The sequence below is a fragment of the Acutalibacter caecimuris genome (assembly GCF_034335085.1).
Classification (GTDB): domain Bacteria; phylum Bacillota; class Clostridia; order Oscillospirales; family Acutalibacteraceae; genus Acutalibacter; species Acutalibacter caecimuris.
Genome location: NZ_JAWXXJ010000008.1, coordinates 121606 through 144049, shown reverse-complemented (window position 1 = coordinate 144049; position 22444 = coordinate 121606). Strand labels below are relative to the sequence as shown.

Annotated in this window: 14 protein-coding genes and 1 tRNA gene; 6 read left to right on the top strand and 9 right to left on the bottom strand. The window is 60.9% G+C overall.

What is annotated here, in order from left to right; translation table 11 throughout:
• Positions 1-30: 30 nt before the first annotated feature.
• From U8U01_RS06555 to U8U01_RS06545, 3 genes are all read right to left on the bottom strand, one after another.
• Positions 31-579: a flavodoxin domain-containing protein gene (locus U8U01_RS06555; RefSeq protein ID WP_322172710.1), complete on the bottom strand. Its 549-nt coding sequence runs from the start codon at positions 577-579 to the stop codon at positions 31-33.
• Entirely contained in the window at positions 576-1196 is a 621-nt protein-coding gene (locus tag U8U01_RS06550) for a TetR/AcrR family transcriptional regulator (RefSeq protein ID WP_322172708.1), read from the bottom strand. The genes U8U01_RS06555 and U8U01_RS06550 overlap by 4 nt, the downstream gene beginning before the upstream one ends.
• Positions 1197-1372: 176 nt before the next feature.
• Positions 1373-4402: a glycoside hydrolase family 2 TIM barrel-domain containing protein gene (locus U8U01_RS06545; RefSeq protein ID WP_322172706.1), complete on the bottom strand. Its 3030-nt coding sequence runs from the start codon at positions 4400-4402 to the stop codon at positions 1373-1375.
• A 332-nt stretch (positions 4403-4734) separates the two neighbouring features.
• On the opposite strand from U8U01_RS06545, the gene U8U01_RS06540 reads away from it, so the two are divergent.
• The 3 genes from U8U01_RS06540 (at position 4735) to U8U01_RS06530 (ending at position 9317) form a co-directional block, all read left to right on the top strand.
• Positions 4735-7926 carry a glycosyltransferase family 39 protein gene (locus tag U8U01_RS06540; protein ID WP_322172704.1) on the top strand — a complete coding sequence of 1064 codons (3192 nt, stop codon included), beginning with the start codon at positions 4735-4737 and terminating at the stop codon, positions 7924-7926.
• Positions 7927-8286: 360 nt separating this feature from the next.
• On the top strand, positions 8287-9099 hold the full coding sequence (locus U8U01_RS06535) for a sugar phosphate isomerase/epimerase family protein (protein ID WP_322172702.1): 813 nt from the start codon (positions 8287-8289) through the stop codon (positions 9097-9099).
• A 142-nt stretch (positions 9100-9241) separates the two neighbouring features.
• A tRNA-Lys gene (locus U8U01_RS06530) sits at positions 9242-9317 on the top strand.
• A 187-nt stretch (positions 9318-9504) separates the two neighbouring features.
• On the opposite strand, the gene rlmD is transcribed toward U8U01_RS06530, so the two are convergent.
• The 3 genes from rlmD to U8U01_RS06515 all read right to left on the bottom strand — a co-directional run bounded on the left by rlmD (position 9505) and on the right by U8U01_RS06515 (position 14372).
• On the bottom strand, positions 9505-10902 hold the full coding sequence (rlmD, locus tag U8U01_RS06525; RefSeq protein WP_322172700.1) for a 23S rRNA (uracil(1939)-C(5))-methyltransferase RlmD: 1398 nt from the start codon (positions 10900-10902) through the stop codon (positions 9505-9507).
• Between the two features lie 1354 nt (positions 10903-12256).
• The gene (locus U8U01_RS06520) at positions 12257-13000 is read right to left on the bottom strand and encodes a hypothetical protein (RefSeq protein ID WP_322172698.1); all 744 of its coding nucleotides are present in this window, start codon (positions 12998-13000) and stop codon (positions 12257-12259) included.
• On the bottom strand, positions 12993-14372 hold the full coding sequence (locus U8U01_RS06515) for a MurT ligase domain-containing protein (RefSeq protein WP_322172696.1): 1380 nt from the start codon (positions 14370-14372) through the stop codon (positions 12993-12995). Before U8U01_RS06515 ends, U8U01_RS06520 begins: the two co-directional genes overlap by 8 nt.
• A 510-nt stretch (positions 14373-14882) precedes the next feature.
• Here U8U01_RS06515 and U8U01_RS06510 point away from each other — a divergent pair.
• Together U8U01_RS06510 and U8U01_RS06505 are read left to right on the top strand one after the other, a co-directional pair.
• Positions 14883-15704 (top strand): sugar phosphate isomerase/epimerase family protein, encoded by an 822-nt coding sequence (locus U8U01_RS06510; protein ID WP_322172694.1) that lies wholly within the window; start codon positions 14883-14885, stop codon positions 15702-15704.
• Positions 15705-15722: 18 nt separating this feature from the next.
• Positions 15723-16415 carry an MBL fold metallo-hydrolase gene (locus U8U01_RS06505; RefSeq protein WP_322172692.1) on the top strand — a complete coding sequence of 231 codons (693 nt, stop codon included), beginning with the start codon at positions 15723-15725 and terminating at the stop codon, positions 16413-16415.
• A 92-nt stretch (positions 16416-16507) separates the two neighbouring features.
• On the opposite strand, the gene U8U01_RS06500 is transcribed toward U8U01_RS06505, so the two are convergent.
• The 3 genes from U8U01_RS06500 to U8U01_RS06490 form a co-directional block, all read right to left on the bottom strand.
• On the bottom strand, positions 16508-17845 hold the full coding sequence (locus U8U01_RS06500; RefSeq protein ID WP_322172690.1) for a hypothetical protein: 1338 nt from the start codon (positions 17843-17845) through the stop codon (positions 16508-16510).
• Positions 17846-17860: 15 nt separating this feature from the next.
• Entirely contained in the window at positions 17861-18541 is a 681-nt protein-coding gene (locus U8U01_RS06495) for a hypothetical protein (RefSeq protein ID WP_322172688.1), read from the bottom strand.
• A gap of 221 nt (positions 18542-18762) precedes the next feature.
• Positions 18763-20163, bottom strand: a complete 1401-nt coding sequence (locus U8U01_RS06490) for a glycine--tRNA ligase (RefSeq protein ID WP_322172686.1) — start codon at positions 20161-20163, stop codon at positions 18763-18765.
• Between the two features lie 472 nt (positions 20164-20635).
• On the opposite strand from U8U01_RS06490, the gene lepA reads away from it, so the two are divergent.
• Positions 20636-22438 carry a translation elongation factor 4 gene (lepA, locus tag U8U01_RS06485; RefSeq protein ID WP_322172684.1) on the top strand — a complete coding sequence of 601 codons (1803 nt, stop codon included), beginning with the start codon at positions 20636-20638 and terminating at the stop codon, positions 22436-22438.
• The last annotated feature ends 6 nt before the right edge of the window (positions 22439-22444 follow it).

Sequence of the window (22444 nt, the reverse complement as noted above, 5' to 3'; positions counted from 1 at the left end):
GCGGGCGGTGGGGGCTCCCGTAGCCCTGCCTTAGCGGGAGGGTTCCTCCGTCAAATACGCCTCCAGGGGTTTCAAGCTATCCCGCTGGGTCTGGTCAAAATCGTGCTGGATATTTTGCAGCATGATTTTTTCTTTTGGGGAACCGCCAGGGGCGTTGGCCTTGTTTTTTAGCATCTTCTTAAAAACGGCCATCAGCAGGCGGTCGACGGGGTTCATGGCGCCATAGCGCAGGCCGCCCTGCAAGTAAAAGGGCTTGATAAAGCTTAACTCCTCGGGCTGGAAGTTCTCCCGCTCGACCCGGCGGACGTCGGCGGGGTCCGGGGGCATGGCGCCCACAAAGAACACGGCGGCCTGCTTGCCCCGCAGGCGGGGCAGCTGTTTTTTGAACCATTTCAGCCCGTTTATCTTGCCCACATACAGCGCGCCCCCAAAGGCTACGGCCTGGTACTTGGCCAGGTCTACCGTGTGGCGCTGGGCGTATTCTACACAGTCGCAGTGCAGGTCTTGCTGCAGCCACTGGGCATACGTACGGGTGAACCCGGTTTTGGACGTGTAGATGATCAATATTTGGTTGCTCATACGCGATTCTCCTTTTTTCTGTTGACGTCCCCGTTCTGCGCCTGAAACAGCCGGATATGGGCTTGCAGCCGGGGCAGGGCCTGGGCCCAGTCCCCGCACAGTTCTAGCAGCAGGAACACCCCGCCGTAAAACTCCAGGGCCAGGGCCGCCGGGTCACCGGGCCGGAGGGCGCCGGTTTCCATCAGTGAGGCAAAAACCGCCTGCTGCACCGCCAGCGGGAACTGGCAGTACAACTGCCTGTACAGCGTACCGGCCCGTTGGTCCTCATACCGGCACAGGGCCAGCAAGCGGCGGAACCGGGTGTTCCAGGGGTCTTCGAAAAAGTACCGAAACACCTCCAGCACGGTTTCCTCTAACGCGGGGCCCTGGCGCTGAAAGGCTTTCATCTCTTCATCCGGCCCAAAGGGCAGGCCCCGGCTGCGGTAGTATTCTTTCGCCTTTTCCCAGCAAATATCCACAATGGCGTCAAATATCTCCCTTTTCCCGGCGAAATGGTTGTAGAGCGAACTTTCCCGTATGCCCACCGCCTTGGCAATGTCCCGCATGGACACCGCCGCGTATCCCCGGCAGGAGAACAGCTCCAGGGCCTCCCATAGTATTTTCTCTTTTGTAGCCATTGTATCCCTCCCGTGCGAACGATTGATAGTTTCTTTATTATACTATCAACTGTTCGTGCTGTCAAGCTATCCCGCAAAAAAGAACCACCATAAGCATTCTGCCTGCTTACGGTGGTTCCTTATGTTATCGGTTATGCAATCCGGCGGGCTGCCTTAGCCCTACCGGACGGGGGGGTTCAGCAGTCGTTGGGGTCCAGGGTGAACCGGAAGGAGAACTTCTCTTCCTCCAGCCGGTACTTCTGGATGAGCATGGGCCCGCAACTGTTGGAGCCTACGCCGCTCATCTTGTAGTCTACACACAGCACGGTGCCGCCACAGGGCTCGATCTCATAATCATGCATTTTGGCGGTCAGTTCCTCCTGGGTATAGGGGGAAACCTGTAGCGAGAACGTGTCCTCGCTGCCCACGGTGAGCCCGCGGCTGCCGTTGTGCAGCACGGCCCGGCGGCAACCATAGTGGGAGCCGTTTTCCTGGGGCTTAAGGTAATGCTCTACCATGTCCGCCACGGTGCTGGCATAGGTGCCAAGCCGGCTGGCCCGGTGCTTGTCGGCATAACTCTCGAAGGGGCCATAGCCGTAGTACTCCACCTCGCCAAATGCCTTGGGCAGGAACATACGCACGCCGAACCGGGGCAGGAAGGGGAACCGGGTGTCCCGCTGGGCGTCCAACTCGCAGCGGATGCGCCCCTGGGCGTCTACGGTCCACTGGGCGTCCACGGTTACAAAGGGCTTAATGGTCAGGGCGGCAATGCCCAGGCGGCAGTGGATGACAGCCTCCCCCTGGGGGCCGTTGTGGGCTTTGACCTCATACACCCGCACGGTGTGGCGGTCGTAGCCGGCCTCGGTCCACTTTTCCTTCACATACTGGTCGTTGTCCGTGGGGGCGCGCCACAGGTTCCACTCCATGGGGCGGGCTATAAAGGCCGTGTTCATATGGCAGATCTCCTGGAACAGGCCGGTCTGCTTGCAGAAGGCATAGCGGAACCCGCTGCCGGACAGGGTCACTTCCCGCGGGGTTTCGCTGATGCTGACCTGCCCTGCCGCCACAGGGGCCGGGGCGGGCAGCTCGTTGCTGAGGATGATCTCGTCAAAGCCCAGCTCATGGCCGGCCTCCAGCACAGGCACGTTCTCCCTGGCCTCGTAGATAAAGGTAATGGTGCTGTCGCCGGTGGTGGGCAGGCCCTCTACGGTTACGGTGCCCTCGCAGTGGGGGGCAATGGCGGGCATTTCCAAATCGCCCCGCTGGGTGATTTCCCCGTTTACCATCACCTCATAGCGCAGGGTGGCAAAGTCGGCGGTATTGGTAAAGTCCCGGTAATTGTGCAGGGTAAAGGTGTTTTCCCCGGTTTTGGCGGCCCGGATAGGCCGGATGACGTTTTTGAACTCCTTTAGCCCCGTGTGGGGGGTACGGTCAGGGTATACCAGGCCGTCCATGCAGAAGTTGCCGTCATGGGGGAACTCGTCATGGTCGCCGCCGTAGCGGTAGATAGGCCGGTTGTCCGGGGTCTGGCCGCCGTATACGGCGTGGTCACACCACTCCCATACAAAGCCGCCGCAGAACCCGTCATGTTCCATAATCAGTTGCTGGTAATCCTCCGGGTCCCCGGGGCCGTTGCCCATAGCGTGGATATACTCGCACAGGATGAAGGGGGGACGGCGGCCTTCCCAGTTCTTGTCGATCTCCCCGCCCGCAAAGTAGTCGCTGATGGTGACCTCTTTGCCGGGCCAGGGCATATTCTGGCGCTCGATGGGGGAGTACATCCGGCTGTACAGGTCGATCATAGAGAGGTCCGGCTTGCGGTCCTTGTGGTAGGTCATGCAGTTTTCATAGTGCAGCAGGCGGGAGGGGTCATACCCCTTTACCCAGCGGCCGGCGTTCTCGCCGTTCTCGCCCCAGCCGCTCTCGTTGCCCAAAGACCAGATCACCACCGAGGCGCAGTTCTTATCCCGGATAACATTGCGCTGGCTGCGGTCCAGGATAGCCTCCTTGAACTGGGGGTCATCCATAGAGTCGGCGTAGTTTTCCAGGCTGTAGGCCCCCAGTTGGGTGGCAAAGCCGTGGCTCTCCAAGTCGGCCTCGCCGATGACGTAAAAGCCCAGCTCGCTGCAAAGCTGCGGGAACCAGGGGGCGTTGGGGTAATGGCTGGTGCGGATGGCGTTCACATTGTGCTGTTTCATCAGCAGCAGGTCCCGCGCGGCCTGCTCGTGGCTGATGGTATAGCCGGTTACGGGGTCGCTGTCGTGGCGGTTCACGCCCCTAAACTTGATGGCCACGCCGTTGAGCAGTACCACGCCGTCCTTTACCTCGATCTTCCGCAGGCCCACAGCCTGCTCGATAACCTCCCCGGCGGTGCGGAGGGTAAGGGTGTACTGCGCCGGATGCTCGGCGTTCCACAGGATGGGCTTATCAAGCTCGAAGGTAAGGGCGCCGCCCTCCCCGGCAAAGGATGCCTCTCCCACCGGCTGGCCGCCGGGGCCGCACAGGGTGGCTTTTAGGTCGATAGCGCCTTCCGGCTCCAACTCTACCGTTACCGTGGCGTGGGAGAAGTCCTCGTTAAAGCTTTCCTTTACAAAGAAGTCCCGCAGGAATGCCTGGGGCCGCTCCAGCAGGTACACGTCCCGGAAGATGCCGCTCATACGCAGCTTGTCCTGGTCCTCCAGGTAGGTGCCGTCGCACCACTGTAGCACCAGCACGGTTACGGTGTTTTCTCCCTCCTGCAAAAGCTTGGTGACCTCAAACTCGGAGGTGCTGTGGGAAACCTGGCTGTACCCGGCGAAAGCGTCGTTGATCCACAGGTAAAAGCAGGAATCTACCCCTTCAAAGTTCAAGAACCAGCGCTCTTGGGCCAGCCGCCCGGTGGGCATGGCAAAGGTAGCCTGGTACAGGCCGCAGGGGTTCTCCTCCGGCACAAAGGGCGGGTCTACGGGTATGGGGAACCGGACATTGGTGTACATATGCCGGCCAAAGCCGCTGTTCTGCCAGCAAGAGGGCACGGTGATGCTGGTGGTAAGTTCCGTGCGCAGGCAGCCGTCCTCGTCTACGGCGTCCAAAAAGGAGTCGAAGTACTGGAAGGCCCATTCACCGTTCAGGCTGTGGACACGGGCTTCCCCCTCCGGGCTCTGGGGCAGGTAATAGGCCCGGTTGGGCTGGGTGCCAATGTGCAGCGAGTAGGGGTCTTCGTGGTAGCGTGCGGGTAACTTGCACATAAAAAATTTCCTTTCTCTGGATGTTGGATTTGACTTTCGGGCAGATAAGCACTATACTATATAAGGCTTGTCCTTAGCTTACACGGAATTGGTAAATTAGTCAATAGCTTTTTTGAAAATAAAATCAGATATAGTAAAAATAGTAAAACCGCAAACCGTACCGTGGGCAATAAGTTAAAAAGCGGGCCGCCATATGTAGGCATCCTGAAGGCAATACCGCGCAATACGGCACTTACGGCGTTAGCCGCGCATGGTGCGGTGCTGCCTTAAAGGCCTGGGGCGGATACGGGGCGGCCAAGGGGACACAAAGAAGGAAAACAGAAGGAGAGGATATGATGACCGTCTACATCTATTTGGGCGCGGCCCTTTGCGGGGGTATGTGGTTCCTGTCCAACCGGCGGTTCCGGGAGGGTAGGGGCAGGCTGTTCGGCCTGTGGTCCGGGCTGCTGCTGTTGGCGGCCCTGGTGCTGCGCCTGCTGTTGGGGTACTATTCCGACGGGTTCAGCGTGGACATTGGCACCTTCAAGTCCTGGGCCTACACGCTCAACAAGGTGGGCTTTGCCCAAATCTACCAGCAGGATATGTTTTTGGACTACCCGCCCGGCTACCTGTACATACTGATGCTGCTGGAAAAGCTGCGCCTGGCCCTGGGCCTGGCCGTGGAGGGGCAGGCCCATACCTTGCTGATGAAACTGCCCTCTATCTTTGCCGACCTGCTTTGCGGCGGGGCCCTGCTGTGGCTGGGCCGCCGCAAGCTGGGGGACAGGGGGGCGCTGGCCGTGGCGGCGGCGTACCTGTTCTGCCCGGCGGTGTTTGTCAACTCTGCCCAGTGGGGCCAGGCGGATTCCTTTTGCACCCTGATATTGCTGGCCTCCATGCTGCTGCTTTACCGGGAGTGGTACGTGCCCGCCGGGGTGGTATATGGGCTGGCTGTTATCTGCAAGCCCCAAATGCTGGTGTTTGCCCCCCTGTACCTCTGCTTTGCCATTAAGCGGAAAAAATGGCTGGGCCTGGGGCTGGGCGTGGCCTGCGCCCTGGGGGCTATCCTGCTGGTAGCCACCCCCTTTACGCATGGGTTCAATTACTGGTGGCTGGTGGTGAAGTACCAGTCTACCATGAACTATTACGACTACTACGCGGTCAATGCCTGCAATTTCTGGACGCTGATCAGCTACAACTGGCGGGGCCTGCCTGGCCCGGGCGTGCACAAGGCCCTGCTTACCCTGGCCGCCCCGGTGCTGGCCACGGCTGCCTGCGGGGTGCTGATGTTCCGCTCCCGGCGCAAGGACGCCATGTTCGGCGCGGCCCCGGTGCTGATGGGTATTGTCTACATCTTCTCCATCAAAATGCATGAGCGCTACCTGTTCCCGGCCTTCCTGTGTATGCTTATCGCCTTCCTCTTCACCAGGGATAAGCGGATGCTCCGGGCCTACGGCCTGCTTACCGCGGCCAACTACCTGAACGTCAGCTATGTGCTTTGGCTGTTCCGGGAGCATGGGGGCAACTACGACCCCAACGGCCTGGCCTTCCGGCTGATTGCCGTTTTGCAGATAGCGGCCCTGGGCTACTTGCTGTGGAGTTATTATCAGGTGTATGTAAGGGGCCAGTGCAAGGAAGCTGGCCAGGCCCCCGCCTGGGCCAGCGCCTCAAACGGCCAGGAGGCAGCCGGCCAGCCGGAAGGGCCCGGCAAACGCCGGAAGGGCCGCCCCCAGCCGGCTGCCCCGGCCCCCCAGCCCCTAGGCTTGGACGCCGGCGCGCGTAAAATGGCCCTGCCGGATTGGCTGGTCATGGGTGGCATTACACTGGTTTACGGGCTGGTGGCGTTCTGGAATTTGGGGGGCACGGTGCTGCCTACCACCAACTGGACCCCGCAGGAGGGGGAAAGCGTGGTGCTGCAAAGCCAGGAGATCGCGGACAGCCTGATCTTCCTGCCCGGCCTGGTGCCGGACGCCAACCATTACGCCGCCAGGGTGGGCGCTGCCATGCAGGTGGAGTCCAGCCTGAATGGCAAGGTTTGGGCTGACTGCGGTACCATTGAAAAGGAGTATGTGTTTGCCTGGAAGAGCTACCGGCTATCGGCACCGGGCAAGTATGTGCGCCTGACGGCCCTGGACGGCTCGGTGACCATTAGCGAAGCCGGGCTGCTGTCTACCGGGGCCCTAAGCGCCCAGCCCATTACCGCCGAGGGTCCGGGGGCCCAGTTCTTGTGCGACGAGCAGGACACGGTACCCCCCGGCAAGACCTATGAGAATTCCAGCTATTTTGACGAGATATACCACGCCCGCACCGCTTACGAGCATATATTGGGCCTGGAGCCCTACGAGAACACCCACCCGCCCCTGGGGAAGCATATCATCGCCCTGGGCATTCGGATGTTTGGGCTGAACCCCTTTGGGTGGCGGTTTATGGGGACCCTTTTTGGGGTGCTGATGCTCCCGGCCCTGTACCACCTGTGCAAGAACCTCTTCGGCAAAACCTGGCTGTGCGGCCTGGGCACGCTGCTGTTCGCCTTTGACTTTATGCACTTTACCCAGACCCGCATTGCCACCATTGACACCTACTCGGTGTTCTTCCTGCTGCTGATGTACGACGCGATGGTTTCCTTCTGCCAGCGGGATATTGTAAAGGACAGCATGAAACGCCTGTTGCTGCCCTTGGGCCTCAGCGGCATATTTATGGGCCTAGGCGTGGCCAGCAAGTGGACGGCCGCCTACGGGGCCGTGGGGCTGGCGGTACTGTTCTTCGGCAAGCTGGTTGCCTCTTACCGGGCGGCGGCCAAAAGCAAGGGAGGGGCAGGGGCTGTGGTACGCCGTAGCTGGCAGTTGTGCCTGTGGTGCTGTTTGCTGTTTGTGGCCATCCCCTTTGGCATCTATTTCTGCGCCTTTTTGCCCATGACCACCCTGCCCCATAACCAGGGCAAGCTGCTGTGGTCCTTTAGCAATTACCAGAGCACCATGTTCAACTACCACAGCAAGTTGGTGGCAGAGCACAGTTTCGCCTCCACCTGGTATGAGTGGCCACTGGACGTGCGGCCCATCTGGTTCTACGGCAACGACAACGCGGACGGCAGCTACAGCACCATATCCTCTATGGGCAACCCCCTGCTGTGGTGGGGGTGCATCCCCGCGCTGGTGTTCGCCCTGTGGCATTGGCTGAAAAAGCGGGATTTGCCCTGCGGCGTGGCTCTGACCGGGTTCCTCTCGGTGTACCTGCCCTGGGTGTTGGTGCCAAGGCTTACCTTTATCTACCACTACTTTACCGCTGTGCCGTTTTTGGTGCTGTGCCTGCTGGCCGCCTTCCGCTATATGGAAGGGCATGGCCCCCTTAGTGCCCAGCGCTGGCAGCAAGAACTTGCTTTGGGCGGGCTCCGCTTGCGCCTTTCAGCCGCACCCCTTTGCCTTGCCCTGTTGGCCGTGGCCAGCCTGATCCTCTTTGCCGTCTATTTCCCTGTGATCTCCGGTATGCCGACCACCCGCCAACACGTGAAAGACCTGGCCATCTTCAGTACCTGGTACTTTGGCTGAGGCTAGGCGCCCTGCCAAGGGGGGGGCCCCTTTGGCAAGTCCTATGGGTGAAATCTAGCAGGTTTTGGCCCGCAGGCATTTTCTGATTGGTAAACCCCAGGCCCAGCCCCGTAACCGGTAGCGATGGCCTGGGGTTTTGCCAACCGGCCCGATCAAAAAGAAAAAAGAAAACGCGCCAACGCATAAACGCGTGAACGCACACCGCCCTTTCGGTCGAGCAAACCGCTTGACCTATATAGAGCGGCCGCTAACGGCACAAAAGTTTTTGGGAGTTCTTAGAACCCTTTTTCAAAAAGGGTTCTAAGCTACCGGAGGCAGGCAACGACAAGAGCAAGCGACAACAAGAAAGGAGTACAGCACATGGCAATACTGGCGACGTTCTATGACCACATCGTAGAGATAGCAAAGCAGGAGGGCATCTCGGCTGAAGAGGCCATGCAAGAGGCAAAAAAGCTGGGCGTCCGGCAGGTGGAGGTTTCCCTTAGCAACGCCAGGGGGCAGGCAAAGGAACTGGCCCGGCAGTTGGCCGGGGTGGGGATGGGCATTTCGGCGGTACCCTGTTTCTTTGACTTCAGCGGCCCCGCTGAGGTGGATGATCAGATCCAGGAGGCCCTTGCCCTGGCCCGGACGTTAGGGGCGGCCCGGTTGCTGGTGATCCCCGGCTTTACCAAGGGCAGCCCCGCTGAGGTAGAGGCGCAGACCCGGCAGATGCTGGCCGGTACGGCCCGGCTGGGGGAATTGGCCGGGAAGGACGGCATTGGCCTGGTGATGGAGGACTTTGACAACAGCGCCGCGCCTTTTTCTACCAGCGGCGGGATGCTGCGGTTTATGGACGCCTGCCCTGGCCTGGCCGCCTGCTTTGACACGGGCAATTTCCGCTATATGGCCGAGGACATCTTTGTGGCCTACGAGGCGTTGCGGGGGCGTATCAACCATGTGCACCTAAAGGACCGGGCCTATGCCCCCACCTATGGCCAGCACGGCCCTACCGGGGTGGATGGCCAGACCCTTTACCCCTGCCCGGTGGGCAGCGGCGAAATGCCGGTAGCCTCCATAATCGCCCGCCTACAGGCCGATGGCTATGACGGCACCTACACCATAGAGCACTACGACGCAGCCAGGATGCTGGCCTGCCTGCAACAGTCAGCCGCCTGGGTGCTGGAACGGATATGACCGCCCCAGCCGCCCGGTTTTCCCTTTTTTTGCCCGATGGATACATAAATCCCCCGGATTTTAGAAAATATAGTTGACATCCGGGGGAAATGTTGCTATAATAAAAAAGCTGTCCGGCCCCACACAGCCGGACAGGCAGTGTGACTCATTAGCTCAGTTGGCAGAGCACCTGACTTTTAATCAGGGTGTCCGGGGTTCAAATCCCCGATGGGTCACCAAGAAAGCCCTTAGAAACCATGCGGTTCCTAAGGGCTTTCTTTTTTTATCCTGGGGTACGGAGGCTGCCTGCGGAGCATAAAGCTTTTGGCAAGGCGTGGTACTGCTGCCCTTACTGTGGGAAGGCGCTGTTCCCAGTGGGGGAGGTACATGGTGCGGTTGCTTTGCACACGGCAAGTGCAACCTAGATTAGATATGCTGCCCCGCGGGAAGTTTGGACAGCAAACATACGGTTTCTACATGGGCGGTTCCAGGAAACATATCCACCGGCGCGGCTTTTATGGGGGGATAGCCAAGCTGGGCGAAAAGTTTCAGGTCCCTGGCCAGGGTGGCCGGGTCGCAGGAGATGTAGACAATGCGCTGGGGGGCCATCCGTACCACGGCCTCGACCAGGCCGGGGGCACAGCCCTTCCGGGGCGGGTCCAGGGTGATAACGGCCGGGCGCAGGCCCCGGCGGGCCAGTTCGTCACCGGCCTGGGCCGCATCGGCGCAGAGGAATTCCGCGTTGGTAATGTGGTTGCGCCGGGCATTCCGTCGGGCGTCCTCCACGGCTTCCGGCACCACCTCCACGCCAATCAGTTGCCCTGCGTCCTTTGCCATGGACAGGCCGATGGTCCCTGTGCCGCAGTACAAGTCCAGCAGCAGGCCGCCGTCAAGCTGTGCATACGCCGCTGCCAGGCCGTACAGCCGCTCTGCCTGGGTGCGGTTTACCTGGTAAAAGGACAGGGGCGAGATCTCAAACTCCAGCCCGCATAGCCGGTCCCGGATGCTCCCCTGCCCCCACACCGTGCGGCAATGGGGGCCCAGGGCCACGTTGGTCCGCTCGTTATGGGTGTTGATGATGACCCCGGCCAGCCCCGGAACCCCGGCCCGCAGGGCCTCCACCAGTTCCTTTTCATGGGTGAGGCCTTGGCCTTTTACCACCACGCACACCATGACCTGGCCGGTGGCCTCGGCCTTACGCAAATAGAGCCGCCGCATACACCCGCTGTGGGCCGATTCGTCGTAGACCGGGTCGCCGTAAGCCTCTGCCCAGCGGCAAAAAGCCCCGGCGGCCAGGGTGAACGCCTGGGGGTGCAGGCGGCAGCTTGCACAGGGCACAATGCGGTGGGAGTTACGGGCGTAGAAACCCAACTGAACCTCCCCGTGGGGGCCCCGGCCAATGGGCAGCAGGGCCTTGTTCCGGTAGCCCTCACGGCTGTCTGCGGGCAAAATGGGCGCTACCGGCAGCCCGGTGAAACCGCCTACCCGTTCCAGCGCATCCCTGACCCGCTGGGTTTTGGCCTCCAGCTCCGCGGGGTAGCTGATGTGCCGGAAACAACAGCCCCCGCATTGGGCGTATACGGGGCAATCCGGCTCCACCCGGCAGGGGGCGGGGGCCAAGAGGCGCTCTAGGCGGCCAAAAGCGTGGGTTTTGGCCGCTTTTACGATCTTGACCTGGGCCTGGTCGCCGGGGGCGCAGCGGGGGACGAAAACCGCCTCGCCCTGATACCGGCCTACGGCGGCGCCCTCGGCGGTGAAACCAGTGCATTTTAGCTGGATTATCTGGTTTTTTCGTAGGGGTTGCCTAGCTAAATCCACAGACATTTGGACCTCCCTTACCCGTTATTGGTGGGATGGACGCAAGAAACGGGTGACAATGTTGTTATGTTTGTATAAATTCATCATACATATTTTAGTGATATTGAGAAATAATTAGATTTTTGCAAAATTTGTCAAATTATGGTTGACTTTTTCTGGTATAATGCTGTAAAATAATTATAAAGTTAAGGATTACAAGATGCGGCAAGGCCGCAATTTCAATACAACTCCTCCCCAAAAGAAGGAAAGGGACCGGTTTGTGGCCGGTCCTTTTCCTTTTTTTGGCCGATTTACCCCCGGTTCTTACCCGGTTAGGAGGGGGATAACAGCCAGGTAGGGGGCGGGTATTGGGCAGGTAGCAGGGGGATAATGGGCAGGTATTGCGGTTATAAATTTGATTTTGGTTCGATTGTTTTGTAACCGTTGCCGGTGTGCCGGCCGGGCGGCGTTCTGGAAAGGCGGATTGACCAAATTGGGCCTATGCCTGTGGGAGGGAGGGGGCCAAGCGGGGGCCCACGCTTTTTGGCGGGATAGGGGCTGGCCACCTGGTAGGGCGAAGGGAAACTGAGGGAAGAGGTGCCCGGTTGGGGGCCATGCTTTTTTGGGGGGGCTGGCCCTGTGTGGGGTGAAGGGAAGGCAAGGGGGCGTGTCCAAAATGAAACGTTTAAAAACGAGGCTCCAATGGACAAATAATAAAAGTTTCGTCGTCTTACCTGCCGGTTCGTGACAGCCGTTCTACTTGGCTGCGCCAAGTAGCCGGTGGTTCTTGTCCTTTTCAAACGGGCAAACAATAAAAGTTTCGTCCACCTTTTCAAAGGTGGTGGGGTTCTTAGGGGTGAAACCCCTAAGCCGCCGGAGGCATTAAGGTGGTGGTTTTTTTAGGGGAAAAGCCCAAGAGTTGGCGTAGCCAACTCTCCGCCGCCGGAGGCAAGGTGGCGGGGTTCTTAGGGGGCGACAATCGCTGCTCACACTTTACCACTAAGCCGCCTACTTTGTGCAGTCCCCCGGCCAACCGGCGGTTTCCTCTGGGCGTGTTCAAAATAGAAAGTTCAAAAGCGAGATCCCGGCCGACAAATCGTAAAAGTTTCGTCGTCTTACCTGCCGGTTCGGTCGGCTCGTGACGGCCGCTCTTTTCAAACGGGCAAACAATAAAAGTTTCGTCCACCTTTTCAAAGGTGGTGGGGTTCTTAGGGGTGAAACCCAAGAGTTGGCGTAGCCAACTCTCCGCCGCCGGAGGCAAGGTGGAGGGGTTCCTAGGGGCAGAGCCCAAGAGTTGGCGTAGCCAACTCTCCGCCGCCGGAGGCCAAAATTTCGTCACAACCTCTTCTTTATGGACGCACCACAGGGGAGGGCGGGTGCGCTACACTTTGTCGTGGAAGTCTTGCAGCCGCTGTTGGTAGGCTGCCTGGGCGGCTTCTTCGAAGGCCAGGCTGGCGTTCCCGGCGCCCATGGCTTGCAGGAGGGAGCGGGCCAGGCAGGGGTTCAGCAGCAGCACCGGGCCCAGCAGGTAGGTGGCGAAGAGGTTGCCCTTTTGCAGCCCCTCGTAGGGGCAGCCCGGATGGAGGCCCACGCCTTTTTTTACCGGGAACAGGCCCTGGCAGCCCTCCTCCGGCCAGGCAAAGGTGAACTGGGACTTGAAACCGTTGACCGCCCGGCCCTGCCAATCGCCCAGGAACACACTGTTGTGCCGGTGCATCATGTCCCGCTTGGCGTGCAGGGGCAGCAGGCCCAGGCCCTGGATGCGGGAACCGTCCTCGTTCTCGATATAGCTGCCGAAAAGCTCTACCGCGTTGCCGGTGAGCAGGAAAGCGGTACCCGCCTCTATCAACTCTGCCAGCCGCCGGGTATGGGGGCGCAGCCGGTCCAGGGCTTTTTCCTGGGTGCGCTCGCTCATGGGGCCCATATAGAGGAGGCTGACGGGCCCTTGGGCAAAGGCCGGTTCCCCGGCCAGGGGGGTGTCTATCCGGGTGGCCCCGGGCAGGCAGCGTTGCAGGTACTTCACATTGAACAGGTCCCCGAACAGGTTGCAGACCTCCGGGAAGAGCACCTCGATTTTGACCGGATCTACTTTTTCCATATGGCCTACATGATCCATATTATCCATGGTTCCCGCCCTCCTTTTCCAGCCGTTCTTTTACCTGCGCCATGGTCTTTTCCGCCAGGGGGATGGTGTACACGTCGTAGAGGATGAACACCGCGCCGGCCCCGGCCGGGTCCAGGGCCTGGGCGGCCTGGGCGGTGTCTGCCATATGGGCCACGCGGGACGGGTCGGCCCCGGCCATCAGCAGGCGCAGGTAGACGTCCCAGTGCCGGGCCCCGGCAACCACCACCTGGGTGACCGAGGGACCGGCCAAAAACTCGAAGTCCGCGTCATACAGCCAGGAGATATTCTCTACGGTATGGGCCGCGTCGAAGAAGTCGTCTAAAAACAGGATGGCCGCTTTTTTGCCCGGATAGTCCCGGATATTCTGGAAGGCCCGGGAGCAGGCCACCGGGTTTTGCCCCTTGGCCAGGTGCAGGATGACCTTGCGGCCGGCGGCGTCCGTTTCTTTGTAACGGGTGGCGCTGACGCCGGTGTGGGCCATGGCCCCGGCAATGCGCTCCGGCTCCAGCCCAAAGGCGTGGAGCAGGGCCACGGCGGCCAGGGCGTTGTACACGTTGATCATGTTGCGGTTGGGCAGGGGGAAGGCCAGTTGCCGGCCCTCCAGCTCCACCAGCATACGGCCGGGCTGGATCTCCACGGCCCGGCAGTCCCCCTGGGGGGAGGCAAAGCCGCACCGGGGGCAGGCGGCCCGGCCAATGTGGTGGTAGCGGCGGAAATCCCAGGCCAGCATGGCCCCGCACCGGGGGCAGGCCCGTACGTCCTGGACGATGTTTTCGTCCCCTGGGCCGTCCTCCGGCTGGCGGAGGATGGAAAAGTAGCTGCGGGGGCTGTCCGGCTTGAGCGAGGCGCACATCAGGTCGTCGGCGTTGAGCACCAGGCGGGTGCTGTCCGGCACAAAGCGCTCCAGGATATCCACGATAAACTCCGGGTGGGCGTTGCGCTTGTAGGAATCTCGGAAGATGTTGGTGACCAGCAGGAGGTCCGGCTTGATATAGGTCATGGTCAGGTTGGCGCTGCGCTCGTCCAGCTCGAACACGGCCAGAGGCTTTTTGGGCTTGCCCAGCAGGGTGCTGTTGGCAATGAGCGCCGAGGCCACGCCGGTATCCACGTTGGAGCCGCTTTGGTTGCATACGAAATCGTAGCCGCAGCGGGCCAGCACGTCCTCTACCATATTGGCCACGGTGGTTTTGCCGTTGGTGCCGGTTATGCCGATGATGGTTTCCGGCCGGGGCATCTGGCCCAGGAAGTCTTTGCATAGATAGATGGCCACCCCGCCGGGGAGGTTGGTGCCCTTGCGGCCCACAAGCCGTAAGCAGCATACGCTGAACTTGGCGGCCAGCAGGGCCAGGTAAAATCGAAAACGCCTTTTCATTGCTATTCCGTCCTTTGCTATTTCCGTCCTTTGGTTGGGTTGTGAGGGATTGGGGTTAGGACCTTGGGGGCTCCGCCCCCAAACCCCTGGCAGGGGCTTAGGGCCGCCCCTGCACCCCGGCCAAGTGGGACTTTGGCGGGGGGAGGGGCGGCGGCCGGGGGGCTTTATTCTCGCCGACCGGGGGAGTTACGACCTGGGGGGTGCCGTTCTAGCCTGCCGGAGGCTACGACCTTGGGGGCGCTGTTCTTGCCTGCCGGCTCGGAACGGCCGCCGTCGGCGACCCTCGCCCCCAAACCCCCGGCAGGGGCTTAAGGCCGCCCCTGCACCCCGGCCAAGTGGGGCTTTGGCGGGGGGAGGGGGGAGGGGCGCGCGGCCTGGGGGCTTTGGGCGGCCCGCTGCTTTATTTTACCAAAAGACTGCGGGTTTTTCAACCGCTATCTTGACCTTTTGGCATTTTTCCTATAAAATAGAGGCAGCGGTATTTTTATCTCAACATAGGAGGTCTTTTGTATGAACCGTTTGCCTGTTGCTGTGCAGGTCTATTCTGTGCGGGAGGACGCCGGGAAGGATTTTGCTGGCACCATGAAAAAACTGAAGGAGATGGGGTACGACGGCGTGGAACTGGCCGGGCTGTATGGCCTTACCCCCAAAGAGGTGAAAGAGGCCATTGCCGGGGCGGGCCTGACGGCGGTTTCGGCCCATGTGCCTTTCCAGGAGCTGGTGGCCGACATGGAGGGCGTGGTGAGCCAGTATGAGGAGATTGGCGTGAAGTTTATTGCCATACCCTACCTGATGGAAGAGGACCGGCCCGGCGGGGACAAGTTTGCCGGGAATGTGAAACTGTTTGAGGAGATCGCCAAGGTCTGCAAGGCCCATGGCATACAGACCTTGTACCACAACCATGACTTTGAGTTTATGAAGATGCCCGACGGCCGCTATGCCCTGGACTACATCTACGACACCATACCCGCCGACCTGTTGCAGACGGAGATTGACACCTGCTGGGTGAATGTGGCCGGGGAAAACCCCGCCGGCTATGTGCGCAAATATACCGGCCGGGCCCCGGTGGTACACCTGAAGGACTTCTACAAAGAGGGGAAACCGGGGAATATGTACCAGTTGATTGGCACCGACGTGGAGGAGCAGGAGAACAAGGGCTACTTTGAGTTCCGGCCGGTGGGCAGCGGGATGCAGGACTTCCCCAGCATACTGGCGGCCTCCCTGGACGCCGGGGCCCAGTGGGTGGTGGTGGAGCAGGACCAGTCTGTAGGCCGCACACCCATGGAGGCTGTGGCCATGAGCCGGGAATACCTGAAATCTTTGGGCTGGTAAGGACAAGGAGTGAGTCTGATGAAAGTGACCTTCATCCTGCACAGTTGCTACCATGTGGAACTGGAAAACTGCTGCCTGCTGTTTGACTGGTACGAGGGGGACATACCCCCAAGCGACAAGCCCCTGTATGTGTTTGCCAGCCACTGCCATGGCGACCACTTCTCCCCCAAAGTATTTGAAACAGCCCGGCCGGGGCGTCGGGTGCGGTTCATCCTTTCGGACGACATTTGGGAGAGCCGGGTGCCGGAAGGGCAGCGGGAAAACACCCTTTTTGTGGCCCCACGCCGGGCCTATGAGGTGGACGGGCTAAAGATTGCCACCTTGCAATCTACCGACCAGGGCGTGGCCTTTTTGGTGGAGTGCGAGGGCAGGCTCCTTTACCATGCGGGCGACCTGAACTGCTGGGTGTGGGACGGCGCGCCCCCGTACCAGAACGACCAGATGCGGGAGATATACCGGCAGGAACTGGAGCCCCTGGCCGGGAGGCCCATCGACACGGCCTTTGTGCCCCTGGACCCCCGGCAGGAGGCGGACTTTGACCTGGGGATGCGGTACTTTTTTGAAACGGCCCAGGCCAAGCGGGTATTCCCCATCCATATGTGGGGGGATTACTCGGTGGTGCCGCTGTTTAAGGCCGACCCCCATTACCAGGCGTACGCGCCGCTGCTGATGGATGTTTCCGCGCCGGGGCAGGTGTTTGACTGCGAGTAAGGGGACCGGGCGAAAGAGGGCACTTGCATTTTGCCGGAAGAAGAAAAACAGCCGGGCAGGTTGACTGCCTGGCTGTTTTTGATTTGGGCGGGCTATTTGGATTGCCGGCCATCGCCGCGCAGGATATCCCGCAGCAGTTCGTTGGTGTCAAACTGGGCGTCCTGCCGGGGCTGGGGCCGGGTGGGGGCCTGCCGGTGGCTGGGAGCGGCCGGGGGCATGGGCGCCGGTGCCCGGCGGGTTGGGGCAGGGGGCGCCGGGGGCTGGGCCATGTCCTCCGGGAGCACGAACTCCTCGGTATACAGGGAGGTGAGCCCCGGTGCGCCGGGGGTGGGGCCCTCCCGCAGGGGTTCGAACTCTTCCGTGTACAGGGAGGCCGGGGCCGGGGCTGTGGGGGCGGCCGGCGCGGGGGGCTGGTAGCCCGGCTGGGGGATATCGAACTCCTCGGTGTACAGGCTGCCGTTTACCGGCATGGCCAGGGATTCGGGCTCTGGCCGGTGCAGGGACGGCTGGGGGGCCTCGTAGCCCTGGGGGGCGTGGGCGTCATGGCGGTCATATTGCTCGTACTGGTCGTACGGCTCCTGTTGTTCATATTGTTCATAGTCCGGGGCGGTTTCCGGGGGGGTCCCCTGCCCGGCCTGGGGGCGGCGGCCCCGTATCTGGACCGGCTGGCGGATCTCCGCATGGGCGATCTCCTCAAAGATGCCGTTGCGCTCGTCAATGCGGCGGTTGCGGATGATGAACACCGTTAAGACCAGCAGGCCCAGCACCCCCGCGCCGATGCAACCGGCCCCGCTGTAAAACAGCACCCGGGACATGGAGTTGCTTTTTTGCGTGACCCTGGCAAAGGTGATGAACCGGGGCTCCAGGCTTTCCGGGTCCGGCTGGCTGGTGGCCGGGGTGTTGGGGGAGATGGTGCTTCTGGGCGCGAAAGAGGGCTGCTGGATGCCCGTACCGCTGCCCCGCGGGGTGCGGGGGCCGCTGGGGGCGCTGCTGCTGCTGCTGCTCCCGGTGGTGCCGCCGGTATTGTTGCCCTGGCTGGGCCCGGTGTAGTCGGGCTGCTGGGTGGGCTCCTCGGTAGGCTCCGCGGTGGGTTCATCCTCCGGGGGCGGGGTGGGATTATCCTCCGGCGGGGGGGTAGGGTTATCCTCTGGGGGCGGGGTTGGGTTATCCTCCGGCGGCGGGGTAGGGTTATCTTCCGGCGGGGGGGTAGGGTTGTCCTCCGGGGGTGGGGTGGGGTCTTCCGGGGGAGGCGGGTCGGGCTCTTCCGGGCCTGGGTCAACCGGGGGCGGGTCCTCGTTGCCGCCGGGCTCTACATCCATGATGCCGGGAAAATCCGTCCCCTCCTCCGCGGCGGCTGCCGGGGCAGGCCCGTATAGGCAGGGCAGCACGGCGATGGCCAGCGCCAAACAGGCGCATAGGATCTTCTTCATACCAGACCTCCTTGTTTATGGCTGTTTTTGTTGGATCTGCCGGACCCGCGCCACGATCTCATCGGCGCTGAGGCGTTCCCCGTCTACAAAGGACTGCACCCGGTACTGGATCTCGATGGTGCTGAAGTACCCTGCCTGGGAGGAACCGTCGCCCCCGGCGCTGTAGAAACTCAGGCGCAGGTCGGTCATATCGCCCAAAAGCCAGTCCTCAAAACCGCTTTTGGGGTCTTGTAGCTGCCGGGAGAGGTAGGCGTCCTCCTCAAAGCCCGGAAAGGTGCCGGGCTCGCCGTAAAGGGCAACGGCCTCTTCGTAAAGGCGCAGGAGGGCCTGGCGGGCTGTGGCGCTGTCCGAAAAGCTGGCCTGGAACCACACGCCGTAGAGCCCCTCCGGCTGGGAGGGGGAGGTCATCAGCATGGCTTTAAAGGGGGTGCCGGCGATTTCCCGTGGCTCCCGGAGGAGCCAGAGGCCCGCTTCTTCCAGGGCTTTATCCTGGCGGTCGACGTCCTCCTCCTTGAGGCCCAGCCCGGCCAGCAGGCCGCTGGGCTCGGTAAAGAACAGGCTTTCATACAAGGCGATTTCCTCCTGGCCCAAAAGCCCGGCGGCCCCGGCAGGGCCCCTTTGGGAGGCGCCCCCACAGGCCGTAAGGGCGCCTGCCAGCAAACAGGCGGCCAGGAGAAAGGCGAAGGTTCTTTTCATGGAAATTCCCTCCTTGGGTGTAGAGTCTGTTTTAAAACTCCGAAACGCCGTCTATTTTGCCCTAAAACGGTGCTTTCTGCGTCAAAAATCCTCGAAAGGCTGCAAGCCTTTCTGGCGGCAAGCCTTTCTTGCGGTTTTTTCCTTGAAAGCCCTCGTTTTTGGACAAAAATCCGACATTTCTACGGGTTTAAAACAGACTCTAGGGCGGGGCTGCGGCGGCCTTAAAACGCCCCTACGCGCTGGGCCAGGTAGCGCTCCAGCCCCTCGATGGGCACCCGCTCCTGGGCCATGGAATCCCGCTCGCGGACGGTGACGCAGTTGTCGGCGGGGTTTTCCCCGTCGCCGGCGGTCTGGAAGTCCACGGTGACGCAGAAGGGGGTGCCGATCTCGTCCTCCCGGCGGTAGCGCTTGCCGATGGAGCCGGTTTCGTCAAAGTCCACCATCATGTGGCCGCTGATGCGGTCGTAGACCTCCCAGGCTTTGGGGGAAAGCTTTTTGGAGAGGGGCAGCACCGCCGCCTTATAGGGGGCGATGGCGGGGTGCAGGCGCAGCACCACCCGGCTGTCGTTTTTGGCCTCGTCCAGCAGTTCTACGTCGTAGGCCTCGCAGAGCACGGCCAGCACGGTACGGTCCAGGCCGTAGGTGGACTCGATGATATAGGGGATGAATTTCTCCCCGGTTTCCGGGTCCAGGTAGTCCATCTTCTGGCCGCTGTATTCCTGGTGGCGGGCAAGGTCAAAGTCGGTGCGGTTGTGGGTGCCGTTGATCTCCCCCCAGCCGAAGGGGAAGAGGTACTCGATATCGCAGGCGGCCTTAGCGTAGTGGGCCAGTTTTTCGTGGTCATGGAACCGCAGGCGTTCGGCCGGCAAGCCCAGGTCCTCAAAATACTGCCGACCGTACGCCTTAAAGTAGGCGTACAGCTCCTCGTCGGTGCCCGCTTTGCAGAAGGTTTGGAACTCCATCTGCTCAAACTCAATGGTGCGGAAGGTGAAGTTGCCGGGGGTGATCTCATTGCGGAAAGCCTTGCCGATCTGCCCGATGGAGAAGGGCAGCTTGGCCCGCATGGTGCGCTGGACATTGAGGAAGTTGACATACTCGCCCTGGGCGTTTTCCGGGCGCAGGTAGATGACGGACTTGTTGTCGTTGGTAACGCCCCGGAAGGTCTGGAACATCAGGTTGAACTCCCGGATATCGGTAAAGTTGTGCTTGCCGCAGTGGGGGCAGGGGATGCTGTGGTCTTTGATATACTGGAACATCTCCTCTTTGGTCATGCCGTCGGCGTGGGCATGGGGGTCAAAGGCGTCGATGAGGTTATCGGCCCGGTGGCGCATTTTGCACTCCTTGCAGTCCAGCAGGGGGTCGGAAAAGCTTTGCACATGGCCGCTGGCCTCCCACACCCGTGGGTGCATCAGGATGTCCGCGTCCACCTCAAAGCTGTTGCGGCGCTCCTGGATGAAACGCTTACGCCAGGAGTCTTTGATATTGTTCTTCAGCCGGGCGCCCAGAGGGCCGTAGTCCCAGGTATTGGCAAGGCCGCCGTAGATCTCGCTGCCAGGGAAAATGAACCCCCGTGTTTTACATAGGCCTGTGATCATGTCCATCGTCTTTTCGCTGTGCTGCATGGCGTATCGTCCTTTCTCTTCGGATACTGTGGCTCGTGTCCTCTTATTTTACCAAATCCCGCGGGACATTGCAAGAAAAACGTGCGCCTTTTGCGGATTTTCTCCCCACCCCCGGCGTGGGGGTGGGGGCGGTTGGCTGGAGCGTGGGCGGGTGCACAAACGGAAGAGTTTAAAAGCGGGGCTACGGAGAACAAATCGCAAAAGTTTCGTCCACCTTTTCAAAGGTGGTGGGGTTTTTAGGGGCAAAGCCCAAGAGTTGGCGTAGACAACTCTCCACCGCCGGAGGCCAAAATTTCGTCATAAACTCTCCTTTTGGACACACCCCATTTGGCTGGGGCGGTTGACAAAAGCCGGTATAATAGTATAAAATAAGAAAACCCCACCCCCCAAGCCTGGGCCCGTCTGTTTGGCGGTGGGCGCTGCCCTTTATGTTAGTATGATAACCATTCCCCGCTTTGTGAGGAGGCCCTTTATGGACAGAAGTAAGATCAGGAATTTCAGCATTGTGGCCCATATTGACCACGGCAAAAGCACCCTTGCCGACCGTATCTTGGAGCAGACCAAGGCTGTGCCCCTTAGGGAGATGGAAAACCAGCTTTTGGACAACATGGACCTGGAGCGGGAGCGGGGGATTACCATTAAGGCCCACGCGGTGACGCTGGTGTATACGGCCAGGGACGGGGAGGACTATGTGTTTAACCTGATCGACACCCCCGGCCATGTGGACTTTAACTATGAGGTGTCCCGCTCTTTGGCCGCCTGCGAGGGGGCCGTGCTGGTGGTGGACGCCTCCCAGGGCATTGAGGCCCAGACCCTGGCCAACACCTACCTGGCTGTGGACGCGGGGCTGGAGATTGTGCCGGTGGTGAACAAGATCGACCTGCTTAGCGCGGACCCGGACCGGGCCTGCCATGAGATAGAGGACGTGATTGGCATACCCGCTATGGACGCCCCCCGGATCAGCGCCAAAAACGGCCTGCATATCGACGAGGTGATGGAGCGCATTGTCAGCGACATACCCGCCCCCCAAGGGGACGAGGACGCCCCCCTGCGGGCGCTGGTGTTTGACTCTTACTATGACTCTTACCGGGGGGTCATTGTCTATGTGCGGCTGATGGACGGCACCCTGCGGCCGGGGGATACCATCCGCATGATGGCCACGGGGGGCACCTTCCAGGTGGTGGAATGCGGGTTTTTGCGGGCGACCTCCCTGGAGCCGGCAGAGGCCCTGTATGCCGGGGAGGTGGGCTATATTGCCGCCAGCATTAAGGACGTGCGCCAGGCCAGGGTGGGCGACACCGTGACCCTGGCGGGGCGCCCTGCCCAAGAGCCCCTGCCCGGCTACCGGGCGGTGCAGCCCATGGTGTTTTGCGGCATTTACCCCGCGGACGGCGCCCACTACACCGACCTGCGGGACGCTTTGGAAAAGCTGCAACTGAACGACGCCTCCCTGACCTTTGAGCCGGAAACCTCGGTGGCGCTGGGCTTTGGGTTCCGCTGCGGGTTTTTGGGGCTTTTGCACATGGAGATCATCCAGGAGCGGCTGGAGCGGGAGTATAACCTGGACCTGATCACCACCGCGCCCAGCGTGGTGTATAAGATCACCTGCACCAACGGGGAGGAGCTTTCCATTGACAACCCCACCAACTACCCGGACCCCTCCACCATCCAAAGCGCCCAGGAGCCCATTACCAATGCCCATATCTACGCCCCGGCGGACTATGTGGGCAATATTATGGAACTGTGCCAGGAGCGCAGGGGAACCTTTATGGATATGAAATATATAGACACCGACCGGGTGGATATCCACTATGAACTGCCCCTCAACGAGATCATCTACGACTTTTTTGACGCCCTGAAGTCCCGCACCAGGGGGTATGCCTCGTTTGACTATGAACTGTTGGGGTACCGGGACTCTCAACTGGTGAAACTGGACATCCTATTGAACGGGGAAACCGTGGACGCCCTTTCCTTTATCCTCCACGCCGAAAAGGCCTACCCCAGGGCCCGGAAGATGACGGAAAAGCTGAAGGAGAAGATCCCCCGCCAACTGTTTGAGGTGCCCATACAGGCTTGCGTGGGGGGGAAGATCATCGCCCGCGAAACGGTGAAGGCCCTGCGCAAGGACGTGCTGGCCAAGTGCTACGGGGGGGACATCACCCGGAAGAAAAAGCTGCTGGAAAAGCAGAAAGAGGGCAAAAAGCGGATGCGCCAACTGGGCACGGTGGAGGTGCCCCAGGAGGCCTTTATGGCCGTGCTTAAGCTGGACGAGTAAAGGGGG